Below are 18581 nucleotides of genomic sequence, written 5' to 3' on the forward strand. Positions count from 1 at the left end.
GTTGATTGAATAAAATATAGAGGTAGTTAACGCGCATGTCAGGAAACAGTATTGGTCAAAATTTTGTTGTGACAACCTTTGGTGAAAGCCATGGTGTTGCCTTGGGTTGTATTATTGACGGTTGTCCACCAGGACTCGAATTAACCGTTGAAGACATGCAACATGATTTAGACAGACGACGTCCAGGTACATCGCGCTACACCACCGCTAGACGTGAAGCGGATGAAGTGAAAATTTTATCGGGTGTGTTTGAAGGTAAAACGACAGGCACCTCAATTGGTCTATTGATTGAAAATACCGATCAACGCAGCCAAGATTATTCAGACATTAAAGACACCTTCCGCCCTGGTCATGCTGATTATACTTACCAGCAAAAATATGGCATGCGTGATTACCGCGGTGGTGGACGCTCATCGGCGCGTGAAACCGCTATGCGTGTTGCGGCTGGTGCAGTGGCTAAAAAATACCTTAAGCAAGTGCATGGTATTGAGATTCACGGCTACCTTGCTCAATTAGGACCTATTTGTGCTGAAACTATCGATTTAACCCAGATTGAACAAAACGCATTTTTCTTCCCTGATGCCACCAAGCTAGAAGCATTAGATGAGTACATGCGTGGTTTACGTAAATCGGGTGACTCAATTGGCGCTAAAATTACGGTAGCGGCCACAGGCGTGCCAGTGGGTCTAGGTGAGCCTGTATTTGATCGACTCGATGCTGATATTGCTCATGCGCTTATGGGCATTAATGCCGTTAAAGGTGTTGAAATCGGTGATGGTTTTGGCGTGGTTACCCAAAAAGGCTCTGAAGGTCGTGACTTAATGTCACCAGAGGGCTTTGCCTCAAATCATGCTGGTGGTGTATTAGGCGGTATTTCATCAGGGCAACCTGTAGTGGCCCATATTGCGTTAAAGCCAACATCCAGCATTAGCGTGCCAGGGCAGAGCATGACAGTGCAGGGTGACACGGTCGATATGATCACCAAAGGTCGACACGATCCTTGTGTGGGTATTCGAGCAGTTCCTATTGCAGAAGCCATGCTGGCGATTGTATTAATGGACCATCTATTAAGACATCGCGCGCAAAACCAAGATGTTGTTCGTCAAACTCCTGTGATTGGAATGCGTTAATGTCCTTAAGTCAACGCGCTGAACCAGATTTACGCTGGCTCGGCGCCTGCTATTTCTTCTTCTTTTCTATTCTCGGCATCATGGTTCCTTATTTAGGGGTCTTCTTTGACAGCCGAGGTTTCAACGCGCAAGAGATTGGTTTTTTGTTGGCTATTTTAATGGCCACGCGCATTGTCGCACCTAATATTTGGGCGGCAGTGGCTGACCGAACCGGAATGCGTGCGGAACTGATTAAACTCGGGTCGTTCGCGGCTGCAATTACGTACATTAGTTTTTTCTTTGATGGCAGCTTTTTATATCTCGCGGTTAGCTTGGCTATCTACACCTTTTTTTGGAATTCAATTCTGGCGCAGTTAGAAGTAATCACCTTAGAAACCTTAGGTGATAAAGCTGAACGTTATGGCGCTATTCGTAGCTGGGGCAGTGTCGGATATATTGTGTTAGTGATAAGCGGTGGTTTTGCCATTGATTATTGGGGCCCTGAAGTGCTGCCTTATATGGGCATGATATTATTTCTTGGTTTGTTTGCCTGTTCATTACCGTTACCGGCTAATCGCAGTGTCGTACTCAATAAGTCTGACCGTCCCAAATTAACGTTCGATGCCTCACTCATTTGGTTTATGTTATCTGCGATGCTATTGCAGATGAGTGTCGGACCATTTTATGGCTTCTTTGTACTGTACTTAAAGCAATTTGGTTATTCAGAAACCGTTGCGGGTATGTTGGTGGCATTAGGTGTACTTGCCGAAATTGTGATTTTCTTTTATTCATCTCGATTAATTCGCCAATATGGTATTCGAGTCTTGCTGGTGGTGAGTATGTTACTGACTGCAGTGCGCTGGCTGTTATTGGCTTTTGGTGTCGACTCAGTTTTAATGTTGATTATTAGCCAACTGCTACACGCGTTTACATTTGGTTTAGTGCATGCTGCGTCCATTCATTTTATTCATCGCCATTTTAATGTTAGCCACCGCAGCACAGGGCAGGCGTTATATGCCAGTGTCAGTTTTGGTGTGGGTGGTGCGTTAGGTACCTGGATAAGTGGCATGATTTGGGGCGATGGTAGCCAAACCATGTGGGTCTGGGTCTTTGCCGCTAGCTGCGCGTTTTTATCTATGATTGCGGTATTGATGATCCCAAATATTAATGGTGAAGCCGTCGCTAATGCAGCACAAGATTAATATCTAAAAAGAGTCGCAAGGAGCTATCGTGAAACGTTTTCGCTTAGGGGTAATCATCAATCCATTGGCTGGATTAGGTGGCAGTGTTGGCCTAAAAGGCTCAGACGGTGTGGCATTAGAGGCCATCGCTAAAGGCGCAATACCTAAAGCTCAAATGCGTATGCAGCAAGCGTTAGCAGTAATATTACCTTTTGCAGATAACATTGACATCATTACCGCCTCGGGCGACATGGGCGCAAACTTATGCCGCCAAATGGGATTTACGACTAGTGAAGTTTATCGCTGCGACAATACCACCTCCGCACAAGATACCCAAAATGCAGTCACGTGCTTACTCGAACAACCATTAGATTTGCTGCTGTTTGCCGGCGGTGATGGCACTGCACGAGATATTTATGCTGTTGTTGAAGATAAGTTACCCGTATTAGGCGTGCCTGCTGGCGTTAAAATTCACTCGGGGGTTTACGGTATTACACCACATGCTTCTGGTCTGGTGGTGAGTCTGTTGTTAAAAGGTGAGCTTGTCAGTTTAATGTCGGCCGATGTGATGGACATTGATGAAGTTGCCTTTAGACAAGGCACGGTAAGAGCAAAACGATTTGGTGAAATGACCGTACCCGCAGAGCCTCGCTATATCCAAGCGGTGAAAATGGGTGGTAAAGAAGTTGACGAGTTAGTGTTAGCAGACATCGCGGCAGATATTATTGAATCAATGGACGATGAATTATTTATTATGGGCTCGGGCAGTACCGTTGCCGCCGTGATGGAAGATTTAGGAATAGGCAATACCTTACTCGGTGTTGATGTTATTCAAGACAAAACGTTAATCGCTCAAGATGTCAGCGCGAATCAGTTACTCGAATTCACCAAAGATATACCTGCCGACAAGGTTAAATTGGTGATCACTCTTATTGGTGGGCAAGGGCATATATTGGGGCGCGGTAACCAACAATTGTCACCTGAGCTGATAAAACGCATCCCAAAAGACAATATTTTAATCTTAGCCACAAAAACTAAGCTTAAAGCACTTGAAGGTCGACCATTAATTGTGGATAGTGGCGACCCTGAATTAGACAAAGCACTCACAGGCTATTACAAAATAGTCACTGGCTACCGTGATTACGTGATGTATCAAGTAGCCAACCCAGATTTAGTGGAGAACTAAACCATGTTAGAACAGTACGATGCAGCATTAGAGTCTTGGATTGAAGAAAGCGTAAATAACAGTGACGATGATGCATTGTTTGCTTGTGGTTACTTACAAGGTCATATCGCTGTTGTGTTAGCTGAATTAGAAATAGAAGCTGAGCAAGATTTAGCCGCTCTCGATCAAAAAATATTAACCTGTTTAGCGTTAGCGGATAAAGAATTAAATGCAGACGACTTCGCGCTAGTAGAAGCTGCCTGGCAACAACTGCGTCAACGTATCGTTGCGCAAGCTGCGTAAACTTGGAATAGATAAACAGTGTTATGGTAAATCCGTCTTCGCAAGTGACTATTGGTTTAGTCAACCCTAAAACGCCGGTAAACGTTGGTGGGATTATGCGCGCTGCAGGCTGTTATCGTGTCGACAGTGTCTGTTATACCGGCAAACGTTACGAGTTAGCGGCTAAGTCTGGTGATGCACAATATGATGTCGACACTAAAGATGCAGCTAAACGCATTCCATTAGTAGGTGTTGAGTCATTACTTGAAAATGTCCCTCAAGGTGCAACTATTGTATGTGTTGACTTAGTAGTTGGCGCGACACCGTTGCCATTATTTACTCATCCCGATAATGCGTTTTATATCTTCGGCCCTGAAGATGGCACTATTCCGCAGCAATTAATTGATGCGGCTACCGATGTTGTTTATGTGCCGACTGTAGGTTGTATGAATTTAGCGGCATCAGTCAATGTACTACTTTATGATCGCCTTGCTAAAATGACTCAAGTCGAAGCGGATGATGAATTGATTAAACAAAGTCGTGATAATAATAACCGGACCAAAGTGAAGCATTGGTTGAAGTAAGTAGGTTCAATAGCATATTAAATTGAACATGCCGGATGAGAAATCATCCGGCATTTTTTTCAGCTGCATTGCTATTATTAGATTGAATAAAAGTCTTAACATAATGTAGTTTAAGCTAACTACTTGTTATGTTAAGGAACTACCTATGTCACTCATCAGTCGACTATCTCAGTGGCTACCATTTGGTCATGTGCCAGAAATGGATGCCAATACTGTTTTCCAACACCTTGAAAATAACAATATTCAAATTGTAGATGTGCGCACTACGCTGGAGTGGGGTAAATCACACATCAAAGGGGCTATTAACCTTCCTATTACTCATTTTTCGGCTGATTCCGTTAAACAACTACAGCTTAATACAGACCAGAAAGTTATCGTTATTTGTCTCTCTGCCCATCGAAGTATTCCAGCCGTTAGAAAACTTAAGCAGTTTGGTTTTAATGATGTTTATCAACTCAAAGGTGGAATGTTGAGTTGGTGGAAAGCGAAACTTCCGACATTATCGACTCAAGACTAGCAAACAAGGCTTATCAATATGACGTTACTCTTTTTACATGGCTCGGGTTGTACGCATGTTGTTTGGCAGCACCAACAACAGTTTTTTGAACATAGCCTTGCTATTGATTACCCCGGCCACCCAGAGGGTCAAACACTGACTAATGTGGATGTGTTAACACAATGGTTAGCAGATTATATTGTGCTGCATCAGTTAGATGATGTGGTATTAGTTGGGCATTCTTTAGGCAGTGCCATAGCAATGCAGCTCGCTATCTCAGCAAAGGCAAAGATACAATTAAAGGCGTTAGTATTAATTGGCGCAGGAGCTCGGCTCAAAGTGATGCCTCAGCTTTTACAATCACTATCAACACTTGTCGAGTCGGCACTGCCATTACCAGACTATTTGCTGGTAGCAAATCAAAATATTGCCGAGCCTTTACAATCACAAATCAACACTTCAATTATCAATAATGGCGTTAACGTCATGCTGACTGATTTCACTATGTGCGACCAATTTGATGTTATCGAGCAGCTGCCGCAAATTGATGTGCCGACGTTAATTATTGTGGGCGATGCAGATCAAATGACACCGATAAAATATGCCACATTTTTACAGCAGCATATCCCCAACGCGCAAATTGCCATTATAGAGAAGGGTACTCACATGGTTTTTGCTGAACAACCCGATACGGTAAATCAATGTATCGAAACCTTTCTTAATACACTCGATTAAGCATGAGATGACATATGTTGAGTGTATTCATGTAGCTGAATCGTATGCGCGGGCGATTTTTGATGAGAGAAAATGGTTGCGAAAGCAGGGCTTGATAAGAAGAAAGAGCGACGACCTTCAGCTTTGGCTTATAAAAAAGAGCTGTTTATAAAATTCGGCGGTTTATGAAAAGCTGAGTCTGACGAGCTATCAATTGTTTTGGTTTTAGCCTGATAACACAAGAATAGATTGGATATGAAGATTTGGATTGGATATAGAAGAGTCGATCATTTTCAAAATGGTTGCGGGAGCAGGACTTGATAAAAAGAAAGAGCAACGACCTTCGCTTTGGCTTATAAAAAGAGCGGTTTATGAAAAGCTGAGCTCGACGAGCTACCAAATGCTTTGGTATTGGTCTGGTAATTACAGAATTCTAATTGGAGTTAAGTATGGGGGGGATTGTATATGAGGGTTAAATATAATGATTTTTCAAAATGGTTGCGGGAGCAGGACTTGAACCTACGACCTTCGGGTTATGAGCCCGACGAGCTACCAACTGCTCCATCCCGCGACTGATTTTGATTACGTTTATCTATATTCTTGTTGAACAAAAAAATGGTTGCGGGAGCAGGACTTGATAGAAAAGCTACGACCTTCGACTCTTGTTTATAAAAAGCTGAGCCCGACGAGCTATCAATTGTGCTATTCCGCGTCCGATAAACGCTATCAATTATTTTAATTCTATTGACTAAAGAATTGGTTGCGGGAGCAGGACTTGAACCTACGACCTTCGGGTTATGAGCCCGACGAGCTACCAACTGCTCCATCCCGCGTCCGATAAACGCTATCAATTGTTTTAATTCTATTGACAAAGAATGTATTACTAATCGTTTATCTTTATTCTTGTTAAACAAGAAAATGGTTGCGGGAGCAGGACTTGAACCTACGACCTTCGGGTTATGAGCCCGACGAGCTACCAACTGCTCCATCCCGCGTCCGATAAACGCTATCAATTGTTTTAATTCTATTGATAAAGAATGTATTACTAATCGTTTATCTTTTTTCTTGTTAAAAGAAAATGGTTGCGGGAGCAGGACTTGAACCTACGACCTTCGGGTTATGAGCCCGACGAGCTACCAACTGCTCCATCCCGCGTCCGATAAACGCTGCTTTGTTGATTCTGAGTTACATGCCAGTTGGCGTGTAAACCTGTCTGCTTCAAAGCGGAGCGAACTATAGCGATCCCCATTTGTCTTTGCAAGTAAAATCGGAATAATTCCTTTTGTTTGCTGGTTAATTAAGCGTGCAGTGCTGTAATCAAATGAGATTGATCATTAATGGGACAAATTGGATAATTTATAGCCCCTTTTCGATAAGTCGTTGGGGATATGTGTTTGAGCAGGTATAATGTTGCACTGAATTTTGTGTAACGATGACTGACTAATACATGTTTAATTTTTTTGCTGCAGCCCCTAAGGGTTTTGAATATAGCCTAGCCTCTGAATTGAAAGATTTTGGCGCTACCGATGTTAAAGAAAGCGTTGCCGGTGTGTACTTTTCTGCGCCGCTTGAACTGGCATATCGGATCACCCTATGGACCCGCCTAGCGAGCCGTATCGTATTAGTTATTTATAAAGGAGCTTGTGAATCTGCCGAGCAACTTTATAACGCTGCGTATTGTATCGATTGGCCATCGCACTTCTCACATAAAAAAACCTTCAGTATCGATTTCCATGGTACCGGTGGTTTTATCAATAATACTCAATTTGGTGCGCTAAAAATCAAAGATGCGGTTGTTGACCGTTTTCGTGATGATGGTACACCTCGCCCGGATGTTGAGCGCGTTAATCCCGATTTTAAAATCGATGCTCACTTCCGTAATGGCCAAGTCACCATTTCGATGAACTTTTCGGGTGCATCGTTACATCAACGTGGTTACCGTTCAACAACAGGCGAAGCCCCGTTAAAAGAAAACCTGGCAGCCAATATGTTGGTGCGCAGTGGTTGGCAAGCAAATCAAACGACTATCCTTGACCCATTTTGTGGTAGCGGTACGGTATTGATTGAAGCCGCTTTAATGGCCGCCGATATTGCACCTGGTTTGAAACGTGAAAAATTTGGTTTTGAAAATTGGCAAAGTCATAACAAAGCGATGTGGCAAACCATTTTTGAAGAAGCTCAGGCTCGTGCCACTTTAGGTAAGACACGTTGTAAAATTAAGTTTTACGGCTCTGATATTGAAGCGCACCTCGTTTCAATTGCTAAACGTAATGCTGAAAATGCGGGTGTAGCAGAGTTTATTGAATTTACTGTTTCTGACGCATTAGATGTCTCGCCACCAGTAAGCGAAGGCTTTTTAATCTCTAACCCGCCATACGGTGAGCGTTTAGGTAATGTCACTGAACTACTACAACTTTACTACCAGCTTGGTGATAAGTTGAAAAAAGAGTTCGGTGGTTGGAAAATTGCCATGCTGTGTAGCGATATAGAGTTAATATCATCGCTCAAGCTTAAAGCCGATAAACAAATGAAAATGTTCAATGGTGCATTAGAGTGTGCATTTAACATTTATACTTTGCATGCTAATAGCACGCGTCGTGAAGCGGTTGCTCTTCCTGACGGTGTCGATCTCATCGATATTGCGCCAGCATTTGTTAACCGCATTAAAAAGAATGTTAAGCAGCTTGAAAAGTGGGCTAAAAAAGAGCGTATCGACAGCTATCGTTTATATGATGCCGATTTGCCTGAATACAATGTCGCCATTGATAAATACGTTGATTATGTCGTTATTCAAGAATACTCAGCTCCGGCAACCATTCCAGAAGCTGTGACAAAGCGTCGTATTAGTGATGTACTGTTAGCACTACCAAGTGCCTTAGGTATTCACCCCGATCGCGTGACATTAAAAACGCGCGAACGTCAAAAAGGTGCGAGTCAGTATCAAAAATTAGATGAGCGTAAAGTTGAAGTTATCACCGAAGAATATGGTGCCAGATTTAAACTTAACCTTACGGGTTACCTCGACACAGGCTTGTTTTTAGATCACCGAGTAACCCGTAAATTAGTGGGTGACAAATCTAAAGGCAAACGCGTACTTAACTTATTTGCTTATACAGGTTCAGCTTCTGTGCATGCGGCTATTGGCGGCGCTAAAACAGTCACCACTATTGATATGTCAAATACCTATATCAACTGGGCGAAAGAAAACTTTGCGCTAAATGGTTTATCTGGGGCTAAATACGACTTTATCCAGGCGGATTGTTTGCAGTGGATAAAAGACAATAGCCATCAGCAATTTGATTTGATTTTTATTGACCCTCCCACGTTTTCAAATTCAAAACGTATGGAAGACAGCTGGGATGTACAGCGTGATCACGCCGAAATGTTAGGCGGATTGATTAAGCTACTGTCTCCAACGGGTGAGCTTATTTTCTCTAACAACAAACGTAAATTTAAGATGGATATTGAAGCGTTAAACCAAGTTGGCATTAACGTGACAAATATCGATAATTTATGTTTACCGTTAGATTATAAGCGCAACCCACATATTCATAATGTTTGGTTACTCACGCATGCCAAGTAGTGCTTTGCCCTACATTTTATATCACACAGATGGCTGCCATCTGTGTGATATTGCTTTGGCACTCGTTGAACAAACTGACATTGATTTTCAACACATTGATATTTGTGATGACGCCGCGTTAGCTGAGCGTTATGGCATAAGCATACCTGTGCTAGCACAGGGTAAGCGTGAATTATTTTGGCCTTTTGATGGCGAACAATTACAAGAGTTTATAGGAGTTTAGATTGAGTCTGGTTCGGATAAATAATGGCTCGTTAGCCTACGGTTATACTCCTTTACTGCAAAATGCAGATTTTACCATTGAGCCTGGCGAGCGAGTGTGTATCGTTGGCCGAAACGGCACAGGCAAATCCACTTTAATGAAAGTGTTGTCAAAAGACGTACTGCTTGACGAAGGCGAGTTTAATATCGCTAACGACGTCAATGTCAGTCGCCTACAACAAGACCCGCCTAAAGCCGAAACTGGCTCGGTTTATTCTTATATTGCAGCAGCATTAAAAGATATTGGTGAAGCGTTAGAGAAGTATCATCAATTATCGCACGACGTAGCAGACGCAAATCCTGATGATATGGAACGCATGCTAAATGAAATGCAGCGTATCCAAGAGGTGTTAGACCATAACAATGGTTGGCAACTTGACTCACGTATTATTCAAAACTGTCAATTATTGGGTTTAGATCCTGACAAACCACTGAATGAACTATCAGGTGGTTGGCAGCGTAAAGTCGCCTTGGCACGAGCCTTGGTTGTAAACCCTGATTTGTTGTTACTCGACGAACCGACCAACCACTTAGACATTGATACCATCGAGTGGTTAGAGCAGTTTTTATTAAGCTTTAAAGGTGCCATTGTATTTGTAAGTCACGACCGTGGCTTTATTCAACGCATGGCAACCAGAATTGTAGATTTAGACCGCGGTGTAGTGATCTCATTCCCAGGTAATTACCAGGCCTATTTAGATGGTAAGCAAGAATGGCTTCGTGTTGAAGCTGAAAAAAATGCCCATTTCGATAAGAAATTAGCTGACGAAGAAGTGTGGATCCGCCAAGGTGTTAAAGCGCGTCGTACTCGTAACGAAGGCCGCGTTCGAGCGTTAAAAGCATTACGCGCTGAGCGTGGAGAGCGACTGAATCGTCAAGGTAATGCCAAAATGGCTGTGTCTGACACCGAGCGTTCTGGCAAGTTAGTGTTTGATGTTAAAGACGTCAACTACAATTTACCCGATAAAAATTTAGTTAAAAACTTCAGCACTACCGTGATGCGCGGTGACCGAATTGCATTAATTGGTCCTAATGGCTGTGGTAAATCAACATTAATTAAGTTATTGATTGAAAAGTTACAACCTCAATCGGGCGAAATTAAAGTCGGTACTAAGCTAGAAGTGGCTTATTTCGATCAGTATCGCGAAGCACTTGATCCTGAAAAAACCGTTGAAGAAAACGTTGGCGAAGGTAAAAGTACCGTTACGATTAATGGCCAAGACCGCCATATTTTAAGTTACTTACAAGATTTCTTATTTTCTCCAATGCGTGCACGCACGCCAGTTAAAGCACTGTCTGGTGGCGAAAAGAACCGTTTGTTATTGGCGCGGTTGTTACTACGCCCAGCAAACCTTATTATTCTCGATGAACCAACAAACGATCTTGATATTGAGACTTTAGAATTGCTAGAGTCTTTGCTTGCAGATTTTGAAGGTACGTTATTGATAGTGAGCCACGACAGAGCATTTATCGACAATACCGTCACCAGTAGCTGGTGGTTTGCTGGTAATGGACACTGGGCTGAATATGTTGGTGGCTACCAAGATGCAATTTCTCAGGGGGCAAAATTTTATTCTGAGGAACCTGTCGCAACAACTGTTGTCCAACCAACACCTGTTGTTGAAACAAAGCCTACAGCAGCACCTGAAAAGTCAGCTAAAAAGCTCTCTTATAAATTACAAAAAGAGCTAGAAGCACTTCCAAGTCAAATGGAACAGCTTGAGCAAGACATAGAAGTATTACAACAAACTGTAAGCAGTGCTGATTTTTATAATCAACCAGCTGACACGGTTAACAAGGCTCTGCAAACATTAGCAGAGAAAGAACAAAATTTAGAGCTGTGCTTCCAACGCTGGGAAGAACTTGAGTCACTGAAGTAAAGCATAATAAAACAGGAATGGTTACATGAAGTTAAAGTTTGATAAAGCCTTGTCATTAGTTGCAATAGGCGTATTAAGTGTTATCGGTTCGGCTCAAGCCGCCTCTGTATATGAAATTGTTAACATCGAAGATTACGATTTAAATGGCACATTAGATGGCACACGAAATGGCTATGCCATGGCCGTTAATGATGAAGATGAACTTGTTGGTATTTCGAAAGGCAAAAACAAGTTAAGCATCGACGACGTTGATGATTCTGTGATTGATATCGAAGACGGTATTACCGCAGCAGAGTCAATCACGTATTCTGTTTACTCTGAAATCGAAGCCAACAACTTTACTTTTATATCAAGCGATAATGCTTCAGTGGGCTCTTGGGTTCCTGAATTCTTTAGCATGGCAGGCACATTTGATCCTGCTAGCACAGAAACAGATTCAGATGATGAGTTAATCGTAAATGATGTCGATACCTTTTTTTATGGCATTAATAATAATGGCGTAAAAGTCGGTGCTTATACTGGTCCAGAGCTAACCTTAGATTATGAAGGCACCAGTACGACGCAAGAATATTTTTATTACCGTGAATTTGAAATGCGCGGTATTGCGGTAAAAAATGATGTCGAATACCCGTTATTACCTTCATTTACCACTTACGATCGCGAGCAAACCGCTGACGTAGATGCCGCTACAGTTGAAGTCGGTGGTTGGTCACTTGCTTCTAGAGTAAATAATAATAATCTAGTGGTAGGTTATGGCAGTACAGCGCTTGCTTCATCTAGTGAGACTCGTATCGATAAATGTATTGAAGATGCTGAAGATACCGATGCCAGCAATCCAATCCCTACTGATATTTGTGTGCAAGCATGGCAGTACCCAGATACTAATGGTACGCGCTATATTCAATATCAAACTCGCGGTATGGTTTGGGATCTTGATAACATAGATGAAAATGGTTTAGCTCAGAGCACAGAGTTACCGCTTGGATTAACTCCTGATGAAGACTCAACGCTCATTTTTACTTCGCAAGGTTTAGGGATTAACTCAGCTGGTGATGTAGCGGGTCGTTCACATGTTTATCGTAATGGCGATGACGATGATTTATATTTTGATGCCGCATATTGGAAAAAAGACAGTAATGGCAACTACCAGTACAACTGGGTAGAAATGGATGATAAAGTTTATTACTCAATTGCTTATGATATCAACGATTCAGGTATTTTAGTTGGTAGCTACAGCAAGTACATTAGTGGTTATTTGCGTAGTAAGTTCTTTATGCTGGATACTAATAATCCAGAAGAGGGCATCACAACGCCAAATGATTTCCAAACGTCATTGTCTGATTTAAGCAGTAAACCAAAAGACATTAACAATAAAGGCCAGGTTGTTGGTTATATTGAGTCGACATACGACAAAGAAAAGCCTCGTCCGAAAGTGGCTTTCTTGTATGACAGCACTACTGCGGAATTCGTTAACTTAAATAATCAATTGACCTGTGAGTCAAAAGGTTATGAAAGAAACACCGAAGGTGACTGGGTTCGTCATAGCGTAAGTGTTCAAGACGGTACCGGTGAAATATTAACTTACAACACCGAAATTTCAGTTGTAGAAGCCAATAGCATTAACGAAGACGGCACTATTGTCGGTACTGCGTTTATTCTAAAACCTGAATACCAATATGACTCGACAACGGGCGACTTAATTATTGGTGAAAATGGTTTACCGCTATTTGAGTTAGATGGTAACGGTGAGCCTGTAACCTCTTATTTACCCCGTATGGTGGTATTAAAAGCAACCGCAGGTGAACCATGCTCAACATCAGATGCGGTTGAAGACGTTGCCTATGAGCGTAAAGGCGCAGCAAGCTTTGCCTGGTTATTCGCATTACCTTTGTTATGGCTTCGTCGCAGAGTAAAAAAATAACGCTGAGTCTAGTTAACATTTGTATCAGTTTGCTAGATACAAATGACTAATCAAAAAATCGAGGAATTATTCCTCGATTTTTTTAATTTATATCTCAATACCTTAATAAAAAATCCATAAATTGGTCATTTTTTTAATTGATTTTGGTTAAAAAAGCGTCTATTTCTATATTTATGGCTTCAGCTTCATCCCGTTAAACAGAAGCCTGTAAATGGAAGAGGACGCATGAATGAAAAGACAGAAAAGAGATCGTTTAGACAGAGCTTTTTCAAAAGGATTTCAGGCTGGGATAGGAGGGCGTTCAAAAGAAGTTTGCCCTCACGCTAATCTTGACTCACGGTCTCAATGGCTTGGCGGATGGCGAGAAGGCGTTGATGGTCGACTCAGTGGCTTATTTAACAAATAATGCCCAACAAAATGCCCTCAAATGAGGGCATTGTTGTAATAGGGTAAAACACAATAATACGTTTAGAACGTCGAAGTATCACTAAAAATACCGACTTTTAAATCAGTGGCAGAATAAATTTGGCGGCCATCGACTTCCATCGTGGCATCTGCAATGCCCATCACTAATTTGCGATGTATTTTACGTTTAATATTGAGTTTGTAAGTCACTTTTTTGGCATCTGGCAATACTTGTCCGGTAAATTTAACTTCACCAACACCTAAAGCTCGACCTTTACCTTCAGCGCCTTCCCAGCCTAAATAGAAACCCACTAACTGCCACATAGCATCTAAACCTAAGCAACCCGGCATAACAGGGTCTGTTTTAAAGTGGCAATCAAAAAACCATAAGTCAGGAGTGATATCAAGTTCGGCAACAATTTCACCTTTACCAAATTCACCACCATTTTCATTGATGGTAATAATGCGGTCAATCATCAACATGTTATCGACAGGTAAGCGAGGTCTGTTAGGGCCTAAAAGATTACCGTTACCACAGGCGATAAGTTGTTCTTTAGTGAAACTGTTAGCTTTTTCCATTTAATTCTTTACCACTCTATAAACTATTAATCCAAACAAGATAGCGAACACGTGTAAGCTAAACAACTCCGATCACTATATAATCCGTAATCTAGCTAACAATTTAGCAAAAAAGTTGAGCTCAATATCATCATCATCTTGTCCTGCGAGTTTATCCAGCCGTTGTTGTACCAAACCATAAAGGGTATCTGCTGCAAAGTCGTTATCTTCATTGGCAACGCCTGCTGGCATTTGCATTAAAATCTCAACAGCCTGGTCCAAGTGTTCAATGGCATGGATATGAAATAAGCCTTTGTTTACCGCATCAATCACAGCGGGTTCTAAATTGAGCTGTAATACGTTCGCTTTAGGAATAATTACACCTTGCTCGCCGCTGAGTCCACGACGTTGGCATAAGGTATAAAATCCTTCAATCTTTTCATTTACGCCGCCAATGGCTTGTACGTTACCAAATTGGTCTAATGCTCCCGTCACTGCGAGGCTCTGCACAATGGGTTGCTCAGCAATGGCAGACATCAAACAGCAATATTCAGCTAATGAAGCACTGTCACCGTCGATTTCTTGGTATGACTGTTCAAACACAATGTTAGCATTCAAATGCAGCGGCGCATCACGGCCAAAGATACGATATAAACAAGCTGACAAAATCATCATACCTTTAGTATGAATATTGCCGCCTAATTCAGACTTTCTTTCAATATCTGCAACTTCACCATCACCATAATGCACTGACGTGGTAATACGAGCGGGTTCACCGTAGGTGTAATCGCCAGTATCAATGACTGTCAGTCCATTAATTTGCCCTACCATAGCACCTTTAGTTGGCAGATTTATGAAATTATCGTCAAAACTCTGGGCAGAATACACTTCAGAACTATTATGGCGAAACTTGAGCTTCTCCAGCGCTTTAGCAATCGCAGCGGCATTAAGAGATGACTTACCAGCATAAGCTTTGGCTTGAGCAATGAGTTGCTTAATCTCCAGCATGTTTAAACTTAAGCGTTGCTGGTGCTCAACTTGACGAGAGCTAAACCAAAACAGCGGTAATAAACTCGACGGTTCTAATTCGGCAGCTTCATCTTTAGCCAAGACACTCAGCCATTGCACATAAGCAGATTCAGGGTGCTGAGTTAAATCAACCTCGTTGCTCATCTCTGCAAGTATAGGGAAGTGGCGGTTAAATTTGCGGTCTTCTGATCGTAATTGGCCATAAGCAAGCCCTGAACCAACCAAAATAATTTTGCAATTAACCGGTATAGGAGCCAGCTCGTTATTGATACGATAGTAACCGTCATGCAGGATTTGCATTAACAAGTCCCACAGGTTTTCACGTTGCCAAATAGACTCTAAACAAATAAAAACCATATGATTACTTGCCAAAGCCCCCGGTTTGTAAACACTGGCTTTGTCTGTCTTAATCATTCGGCCTAATAAATCCGCACGGCGCAGTGTGCCTTGTAAATAACACGACAATGATTCTTGCTTAGCAATAATACCGACATTTTGCGCAGGCATTGCAGCTTGCCATTTGAACTGGATCTCTGCATCGTCAGACAACTTTTTCGTCGCCACTAAGTAGTTATTTGACGGCGTATCAGCCTGAGACACTAATGCCTTGATAAATAATGGTCTATCAACACCCGAAAAATCACCAAGAAACAAATGTTGCGAATCGATTTTGGTCATTAATTTAAATGCGTCAACAACGCGCTCTTGTCCGAGCAGTAAATGGCTTGGAAAAAAGGTCGATGTGGCCGTTTCTGGTAAATGATATTGAGGGGCAAGTTTGGCACTAGGCAATAACGTTGGGTTCATAGAGTAATAATCGGGCCATAGCAACGAAAAATAGTCTGATGATATTAGCATAAAGCACCACAAAAGCCTTAGCTGATTCTCAGTCCAAATCGATTAAGTCACTAACGAATTTAACCTGTTACCGCTTAACACCTTAATAGTGCGAATGCATAAAATCATAGCAGGATGATTAAATGCTAAACATTCAGCCATTTTTTTGAAATTTATGGTTTACAAGCAAACGAGTTACTTATATTATTCACGCCGTTCGGAGGGATGGCAGAGTGGTCGAATGCACCGGTCTTGAAAACCGGCAACGGTTTATCCCGTTCTAGGGTTCAAATCCCTATCCCTCCGCCACATTAAATACGAGAAAAGCCGTTGATTATCAACGGCTTTTTTTGTTTTTGGCGTTTGAGGGGCTCTCCATAAGGATTGACTCAGACAATGTATCTTTATCGAGCACCCAACAACGTATACTTCACGCGCATCTGTTTAGCCAAATATTTACGCGACAAGGGCTTTCCCTTTGACGTAAAAGTCTCCTTACTGACTCGTGACAGAGCAGAAGCAGTCATCCGTAACATTGATGTTGCCGGAGCACTTAAAAAAATCATCAAGTCTATTGACCATCAAACCCGTATAAATGACTTTATTCGCTACGTTGATGAGGTCATTAACCATCTCAGAGCTCAGTTTGATGCAGCTGATTCTGATATTACGTTCAATATCACGCCTAAATCTCATGCTATCCCCATTAGAGAGACTAAATTGTCTCAGCATCGTGAAACTACCGCTGTGGCGCAAGCAAAGCCTGTTATTGGGTTAAACGAAGCATTAAGCGCATTTATTATCTCAAAACAAAAATCAGCCATTAGGCCTCTGTCTATCAAGCAGCTTGAGCAGCGTACTCGGCATTTTATTGATACCGTATCATCAAAATCCATTCTTAAAACCAAGCTTAAAACTGATGATAAATGTGTGCATGACATCACCAGTGCTGATGCGATGACCTATCGCGATGAGTTACTGACCCAAGGCCGAAGCTACAAAAGCAATAAAGAGTACTTAGCTGCCATATTTCAGTTCTTTAAGTGGTGCCAGTTAATGAACTATTGCAACCACAACCCCTTTGAAAGCGTTACTGTCGGACAAAAACTAAAAGCTAAACCGAATCAAGCTAGAGACCGCTGGACGCACACTGAACTTAAACGACTACTTCGCAGCTCATCATTCAAGGCTTCAACAACCGATTTCAAATGGGTCACCCGATTAATGCTTTATGGTGGTTTAAGGCCTTCAGAAGCTTGCCAGCTCAAACCTGCAGATATCAAACTAATCGATGGTATACACTGCATTAGCGTTGATGACAGCGGTGCTGTACAGCGATTAAAGAACCTCAACGCTAAACGTTATGTGCCTATTCACAAATACTTGCTTGAGCTTGGCTTTATTGCGTTTGTTGAGCAAAGAAAAGCAACACATACCCAGCTGTTTGATTATAAACCTGTCGGCATCATTGAAGATTGGTCAAAAACTTACTGCAAACAGCTCGCCAAACTTCAAACCGAGATAGGCATGCAAGCTAACCAGCGTCCAACCGCCTACGGCCTCAGACACACGTTTGTCGATGAAATGAAGCAACTGGATATCAGCGAGCATATCGTGGCGCAAATCGTCGGTCACGCTAATCCCAACATCACATATAGCCGTTACGACAAAGATATAAACGTTGCTGCATTGCTTAAGGATATTGAGAAAATTGACTATCAAATTTGATGATCGGGTGTGGTTAATAAATAAACTTTAAACCTAAATTAACAATCTGTCTCGATTGGCAGTAACAGTGTCAGTTGAGGCACAAACACTGCCAAAGCTGTCATTATTTCGCTACAGCAGAGAGCGAGAGATTAGGCTGTTGAAAATGGCTCGCAGTCGGTGAGTGCGAAGCAAAAAACAGCCCACAATTATGTGGGACTAGTACGTAACCCGGTACGCTTGTATCCCACTTTTTGTTCCAAAAAGATCGGATACAAGCTCGGGCAAGGGGAAACCCCTTTGAACCCAAAAGCTACATGCTGCGCATGTGAGAAAAGCAAAGTACAAGCCACAGCCTATTGTCATTCAATGGTTTGCCAATAGACGGCACAGTATTGACATCTTCTTGTCGTTTAAATCAAGGTAAATTGAGAATTGACTTTGAATGCCATACAGGGACTTTCTGTCATGAATCTTAATAAATTACTGTCTATTTAGTAATTCAAATTAGAAAGGGTACTTGTTTATAAATCATAATCGCTGTAGTAGCACCGTTAGTTTGACCACACAGGAATGGTTCTTCAAGCATGCTAAAAGCAATTGTAAACACACTAATGTACAAAATTGAAGTCACAATCAAGCTAAACCCATCACAGTGTGATGATATATAGAAGTACAGTAAGTATTAATCAAATAAAGACAGATTTCTCTGCCTAAAAAATAATTGAGGGAAAAGATCTTTATTGCCTAATAAAGGCGATATCTCATTACTTTTGAACAATGTGACACAGGATTATTGAAACGTCATTGGTATGGCATATCAAGTTTCTCCTGTATGTATTAAAAAAAATTGTGGTTTTTTTTCAAAA

Annotated in this window: 15 protein-coding genes and 5 tRNA genes; 14 read left to right on the forward strand and 6 right to left on the reverse strand. The window is 41.8% G+C overall.

What is annotated here, in order from left to right:
• The first annotated feature begins 35 nt into the window (after positions 1 to 35).
• The 7 genes from aroC to ACROAE_RS11505 all read left to right on the forward strand — a co-directional run bounded on the left by aroC (position 36) and on the right by ACROAE_RS11505 (position 5552).
• Positions 36 to 1130: a chorismate synthase gene (gene aroC, locus ACROAE_RS11475; protein WP_432401821.1), complete on the forward strand. Its 1095-nt coding sequence runs from the start codon at positions 36 to 38 to the stop codon at positions 1128 to 1130.
• Positions 1130 to 2311: an MFS transporter gene (locus ACROAE_RS11480; RefSeq protein WP_432401823.1), complete on the forward strand. Its 1182-nt coding sequence runs from the start codon at positions 1130 to 1132 to the stop codon at positions 2309 to 2311. Before aroC ends, ACROAE_RS11480 begins: the two co-directional genes overlap by 1 nt.
• Before the next feature lie 28 nt (positions 2312 to 2339).
• Positions 2340 to 3476: an ATP-NAD kinase family protein gene (locus ACROAE_RS11485; RefSeq protein ID WP_432401825.1), complete on the forward strand. Its 1137-nt coding sequence runs from the start codon at positions 2340 to 2342 to the stop codon at positions 3474 to 3476.
• Positions 3477 to 3479: 3 nt separating this feature from the next.
• Positions 3480 to 3758, forward strand: a complete 279-nt coding sequence (locus ACROAE_RS11490) for a YfcL family protein (RefSeq protein ID WP_432401827.1) — start codon at positions 3480 to 3482, stop codon at positions 3756 to 3758.
• Positions 3759 to 3781: 23 nt separating this feature from the next.
• Positions 3782 to 4321 (forward strand): RNA methyltransferase, encoded by a 540-nt coding sequence (locus ACROAE_RS11495; RefSeq protein ID WP_432401830.1) that lies wholly within the window; start codon positions 3782 to 3784, stop codon positions 4319 to 4321.
• A 145-nt stretch (positions 4322 to 4466) separates the two neighbouring features.
• Positions 4467 to 4838, forward strand: a complete 372-nt coding sequence (locus ACROAE_RS11500; RefSeq protein ID WP_432401832.1) for a rhodanese-like domain-containing protein — start codon at positions 4467 to 4469, stop codon at positions 4836 to 4838.
• Positions 4839 to 4856: 18 nt separating this feature from the next.
• Positions 4857 to 5552 (forward strand): alpha/beta fold hydrolase, encoded by a 696-nt coding sequence (locus ACROAE_RS11505; protein ID WP_432401834.1) that lies wholly within the window; start codon positions 4857 to 4859, stop codon positions 5550 to 5552.
• Positions 5553 to 6026: 474 nt separating this feature from the next.
• Here the strand turns inward: ACROAE_RS11505 and ACROAE_RS11510 are convergent.
• The 4 genes from ACROAE_RS11510 to ACROAE_RS11525 all read right to left on the reverse strand — a co-directional run bounded on the left by ACROAE_RS11510 (position 6027) and on the right by ACROAE_RS11525 (position 6686).
• Positions 6027 to 6102 (reverse strand) — tRNA-Met (locus tag ACROAE_RS11510).
• Positions 6103 to 6288: 186 nt separating this feature from the next.
• Positions 6289 to 6364 (reverse strand) — tRNA-Met (locus ACROAE_RS11515).
• An 86-nt stretch (positions 6365 to 6450) separates the two neighbouring features.
• Positions 6451 to 6526, reverse strand: a tRNA-Met gene (locus ACROAE_RS11520).
• 84 nt (positions 6527 to 6610) lie between these two features.
• Positions 6611 to 6686: transfer RNA gene (locus ACROAE_RS11525), tRNA-Met, on the reverse strand.
• A gap of 292 nt (positions 6687 to 6978) precedes the next feature.
• Here ACROAE_RS11525 and rlmKL point away from each other — a divergent pair.
• The 5 genes from rlmKL to rmf all read left to right on the forward strand — a co-directional run bounded on the left by rlmKL (position 6979) and on the right by rmf (position 13582).
• Positions 6979 to 9114 carry a bifunctional 23S rRNA (guanine(2069)-N(7))-methyltransferase RlmK/23S rRNA (guanine(2445)-N(2))-methyltransferase RlmL gene (gene rlmKL / locus ACROAE_RS11530; protein ID WP_432401836.1) on the forward strand — a complete coding sequence of 712 codons (2136 nt, stop codon included), beginning with the start codon at positions 6979 to 6981 and terminating at the stop codon, positions 9112 to 9114.
• Positions 9104 to 9337 carry a glutaredoxin family protein gene (locus ACROAE_RS11535; RefSeq protein ID WP_432401839.1) on the forward strand — a complete coding sequence of 78 codons (234 nt, stop codon included), beginning with the start codon at positions 9104 to 9106 and terminating at the stop codon, positions 9335 to 9337. Before rlmKL ends, ACROAE_RS11535 begins: the two co-directional genes overlap by 11 nt.
• 1 nt (position 9338) lies before the next feature.
• Positions 9339 to 11255: an ABC transporter ATP-binding protein gene (locus ACROAE_RS11540; protein ID WP_432401841.1), complete on the forward strand. Its 1917-nt coding sequence runs from the start codon at positions 9339 to 9341 to the stop codon at positions 11253 to 11255.
• A 25-nt stretch (positions 11256 to 11280) separates the two neighbouring features.
• The gene (locus ACROAE_RS11545) at positions 11281 to 13176 is read left to right on the forward strand and encodes a DUF3466 family protein (RefSeq protein WP_432401843.1); all 1896 of its coding nucleotides are present in this window, start codon (positions 11281 to 11283) and stop codon (positions 13174 to 13176) included.
• A 229-nt stretch (positions 13177 to 13405) separates the two neighbouring features.
• A complete protein-coding gene (gene rmf, locus ACROAE_RS11550; protein WP_160053401.1) occupies positions 13406 to 13582 on the forward strand; it encodes a ribosome modulation factor in 177 nt (58 codons plus the stop codon).
• Between the two features lie 62 nt (positions 13583 to 13644).
• Here the strand turns inward: rmf and fabA are convergent, their stop codons facing one another.
• Together fabA and ACROAE_RS11560 are read right to left on the reverse strand one after the other, a co-directional pair.
• Positions 13645 to 14160, reverse strand: a complete 516-nt coding sequence (fabA, locus tag ACROAE_RS11555) for a bifunctional 3-hydroxydecanoyl-ACP dehydratase/trans-2-decenoyl-ACP isomerase (RefSeq protein WP_432401845.1) — start codon at positions 14158 to 14160, stop codon at positions 13645 to 13647.
• Positions 14161 to 14235: 75 nt separating this feature from the next.
• The gene (locus tag ACROAE_RS11560; protein ID WP_432401873.1) at positions 14236 to 15975 is read right to left on the reverse strand and encodes a S16 family serine protease; all 1740 of its coding nucleotides are present in this window, start codon (positions 15973 to 15975) and stop codon (positions 14236 to 14238) included.
• 249 nt (positions 15976 to 16224) lie between these two features.
• Between ACROAE_RS11560 and ACROAE_RS11565 the strand changes: the two genes are divergently transcribed.
• A tRNA-Ser gene (locus ACROAE_RS11565) sits at positions 16225 to 16314 on the forward strand.
• An 87-nt stretch (positions 16315 to 16401) separates the two neighbouring features.
• Positions 16402 to 17733: a site-specific integrase gene (locus ACROAE_RS11570; RefSeq protein WP_432401847.1), complete on the forward strand. Its 1332-nt coding sequence runs from the start codon at positions 16402 to 16404 to the stop codon at positions 17731 to 17733.
• Positions 17734 to 18581: the final 848 nt, after the last annotated feature.

Source organism: Shewanella sp. MF05960 (assembly GCF_050849305.1).
GTDB lineage: Bacteria > Pseudomonadota > Gammaproteobacteria > Enterobacterales > Shewanellaceae > Shewanella.

Bases quoted from the DNA above. Each gene is read 5' to 3' on its own strand.
- aroC (WP_432401821.1), top strand. From the start codon at position 36: ATGTCAGGAAACAGTATTGGTCAAAATTTTGTTGTGACAACCTTTGGT.
- ACROAE_RS11480 (WP_432401823.1), top strand. From the start codon at position 1,130: ATGTCCTTAAGTCAACGCGCTGAACCAGATTTACGCTGGCTCGGCGCC.
- ACROAE_RS11490 (WP_432401827.1), top strand. From the start codon at position 3,480: ATGTTAGAACAGTACGATGCAGCATTAGAGTCTTGGATTGAAGAAAGC.
- ACROAE_RS11495 (WP_432401830.1), top strand. From the start codon at position 3,782: ATGGTAAATCCGTCTTCGCAAGTGACTATTGGTTTAGTCAACCCTAAA.
- ACROAE_RS11500 (WP_432401832.1), top strand. From the start codon at position 4,467: ATGTCACTCATCAGTCGACTATCTCAGTGGCTACCATTTGGTCATGTG.
- ACROAE_RS11505 (WP_432401834.1), top strand. From the start codon at position 4,857: ATGACGTTACTCTTTTTACATGGCTCGGGTTGTACGCATGTTGTTTGG.
- rlmKL (WP_432401836.1), top strand. From the start codon at position 6,979: ATGTTTAATTTTTTTGCTGCAGCCCCTAAGGGTTTTGAATATAGCCTA.
- ACROAE_RS11535 (WP_432401839.1), top strand. From the start codon at position 9,104: ATGCCAAGTAGTGCTTTGCCCTACATTTTATATCACACAGATGGCTGC.
- ACROAE_RS11545 (WP_432401843.1), top strand. From the start codon at position 11,281: ATGAAGTTAAAGTTTGATAAAGCCTTGTCATTAGTTGCAATAGGCGTA.
- rmf (WP_160053401.1), top strand. From the start codon at position 13,406: ATGAAAAGACAGAAAAGAGATCGTTTAGACAGAGCTTTTTCAAAAGGA.
- fabA (WP_432401845.1), bottom strand. From the start codon at position 14,160: ATGGAAAAAGCTAACAGTTTCACTAAAGAACAACTTATCGCCTGTGGT.
- ACROAE_RS11560 (WP_432401873.1), bottom strand. From the start codon at position 15,975: ATGAACCCAACGTTATTGCCTAGTGCCAAACTTGCCCCTCAATATCAT.
- ACROAE_RS11570 (WP_432401847.1), top strand. From the start codon at position 16,402: ATGTATCTTTATCGAGCACCCAACAACGTATACTTCACGCGCATCTGT.